At 65.8% G+C, this 2,556-nt stretch carries 3 protein-coding genes and 1 pseudogene; 1 reads left to right on the top strand and 3 read right to left on the bottom strand.

Going from position 1 to position 2,556, the window contains the following annotated elements; genetic code table 11:
• Positions 1–237, top strand: a 237-nt coding sequence (locus AC1DT2_RS20485) for a response regulator transcription factor (protein ID WP_477298371.1), incomplete at its 5' end; no start/stop codon positions are given.
• A gap of 11 nt (positions 238–248) precedes the next feature.
• On the opposite strand, the gene AC1DT2_RS20480 is transcribed toward AC1DT2_RS20485, so the two are convergent.
• The 3 genes and pseudogenes from AC1DT2_RS20480 to AC1DT2_RS20470 all read right to left on the bottom strand — a co-directional run.
• Positions 249–1,037, bottom strand: a complete 789-nt coding sequence (locus tag AC1DT2_RS20480) for a cobalamin-binding protein (RefSeq protein WP_477298370.1) — start codon at positions 1,035–1,037, stop codon at positions 249–251.
• A gap of 39 nt (positions 1,038–1,076) precedes the next feature.
• Positions 1,077–1,778 (bottom strand): arginyltransferase, encoded by a 702-nt coding sequence (locus tag AC1DT2_RS20475; RefSeq protein WP_477298369.1) that lies wholly within the window; start codon positions 1,776–1,778, stop codon positions 1,077–1,079.
• Positions 1,779–1,954: 176 nt separating this feature from the next.
• A pseudogene (locus AC1DT2_RS20470) lies at positions 1,955–2,556 on the bottom strand (bacteriophytochrome BphP); the annotation flags it as partial.

Raw genomic sequence — 2,556 nt, 5'->3', positions numbered from 1 at the left:
CGGCTGACGCGTCGCCAGCGCGAGGTGCTTGAGCGGATGGCGCGGGGGCTGCGTGCCAGTGACATCGCCCTCGAGCTCGGCATCTCGGTGCGTACGGTGGAGAGCCACCGGCAGTCCCTACTGGACCTGTTCAACGTGCACAGCGGCGTGGCCCTCGTGCGCGAGGCCATTCGCATAGGCCTCATTCGCGAGCCTGGCGGTCCGTATACCGCCCCACATGGCGAGGGAACGCTCTAGCTATTTTGGTACTACCTGCCCGCCCACCCGTGAATAATCCGCCGCAACTCCCCCAGCCCGTCCGTCAGCGCAGCGGGCCCCGGCTGCAAAATCAGCGGCGACTTGATCTCATACAGTTGCCCATCCCGAATCGCCGGCACATTCTCCCAGCCCGGCCTCACGGCAACCTGCTCGGGCCGAAAACGCTTCCCACACCAGGAGCCAATGATGATGTCCGGCGCCGTATCGATGACTTCCTGCGCGTCGGCAATGATCCGGTTCTTCGCCAGCGACTCCACGGCGCGGCCCGGCAGCACATCGTCACCACCGGCGATACCGACCAGCTCGGATACCCAGCGGATGCCCGAGATCATCGGCTCATCCCATTCCTCGAAATACACGCGTGGCCGGCGGGGCAGGCGCGCCGACGCTTCGCGCGTTTCATCGAGCCCGCGTTCGAACGTCGCCGCGAGCTTTTCGGCTTTATCCGCAACGCCGACAATCGCGCCAAGCCGACGGATGTATTCGAGGATGCCTTCAACGCTGCGGTGGTTGGAGATCCACACTTCCACGCCGGCCTTGATCAGCGCCTGCGCGATGTCGGCCTGGATGTCCGAGAAGCCGATGGCGAGGTCGGGCTTAAGCGCGAGGATCTTGTCGACCTTGGCACTGGTGAACGCGCTGACCTTCGGCTTGTCCCGGCGCGCTTCGGTGGGGCGCACGGTGAAACCGCTGATTCCTACGATGCGGTCCTGCTCTCCGAGGAGGTAGAGGGTTTCGGTCGGTTCTTCGGTGAGGCAGACGATGCGGCGCGGGCCCATGTTGGTTCCGGTGCTGATGTAAACGCCGATTGTGACGGCTCAAGGCATCTCAATCCAACGCCCATGCCGCCGAATCTCCAACGGCCGGAACCGCCGCTTGTAATCCATCTTCGGATGCCCGGCGATCCAGAACCCCAGATACACATACGGAATGCCACGCCGCTTCGCCAGCTCGACCTGCTGGAGGATGCCGAAGGTGCCAAGCCCGCGCGCTTCTTCTTCAGGATCGAAGAACGTATAGACGGCCGAAACGCCGGCGAGCGCGATGTCGGTCACGGCGACGCCGAGCAGGCGCTCGCCGAGGTAGTACTCGAGGAAGAGGGTAGGGCTCCACGGTGCAGCCAGGAACCGCTGGAAATCCTCTTCGTCGGCACCGTCCATGCCGCCGCCGCTGTGAYGTGCCTGCAGGTAGCGTTCGTACAGTTCATGCCGCTCGGCGGTAAACCCCGGGAGGCCTTCGCGGATGGTCAGGTCGGCGTTGCGCTTGAGGCAGCGCTTCTGGGCGCGGTCCGGCGTGAATCGCTCGACGTCGATGCGGCAGGGCACGCAGGCCTGGCAGGCGGTGCACTGGGGCAGGTAGAGGTGGCCGCCGGCACGGCGGAAGCCTTTGGCGAGCGCCGGGCCGTAGAGTTTGTCGAGGTTGGGCGCGCCCGGGTCGACCACGAGATTTTGCGCCGTCCGCTCGGCGAAATAGCCGCAGGTGTGCGGCAGGGTCTGGAAGAGGCGGACGCGGTCGGTCATGGGGATGTTATAGCGCTAAGGCCGGCTGGCGTCATCGCGGAATGGGTTTTGCGGGATCGCCCCGTAGGAGCCGATTCATCGGCGATGGGTGGTGGCGGTAGTCTGGCCCGCTGGCGCGGGATCGCCGATGAATCGGCTCCTACAGGGGCGCGGTTCAAGGTCCGAAGGGGCGGGGGTCAGGGGCCGAAATGGAAGACTGACATCCAATGCGTGATAGCGCCGGCGGGGTCTGCCACCGGCTCCAGCTCGACGCGGCTTTTGAGTAGCGAGCCGTCGGAATGGCGCAGGGGTACGACCACCGAGTCGGCGCTTTCGCCGAGCAGGGCGGACATCGGCAATCCGGTGACACTCTCGGCGCTGCGGCGGGTCTTGTGCACGAAAGCATCGTTGACGAAGACCACGGCGCACTCGCGCCAGTCGTCCTGTGAGGCATCGGTGATGACGATCGGGTCGGGCAGGCGAGCCAGCGAGGCGCGCATCAACGCGAAGCTCTGCTGGAAGTGCTTACGCTCCATCATCTCGATCAGTACGCGCAGGCCCCGCGCGGATTCCAGGTGAAGCCGCGACCACGGCCGCGAGCGACCGCGCACGTTCTCCTGCCAGGTCGCGAAACTCTGCCGTGGCGACAGTCGGGCGCCGGGGTAGTTCTCCAGCTTGGCAAGGCCAGGGTTGCCGGCCCAGCGCACGTTGCGCACCTGCTCGGCGCGCGTCCAGACAACCGCGTTGTGGGCATCCGACTGCAACGGCATGAAGATGAGGCCCGCCACCAGGCTGGCGA

Source organism: Luteibacter sp. P4_E6 (assembly GCF_056401535.1).
This window is presented reverse-complemented; position numbering and strand designations above follow the sequence as displayed.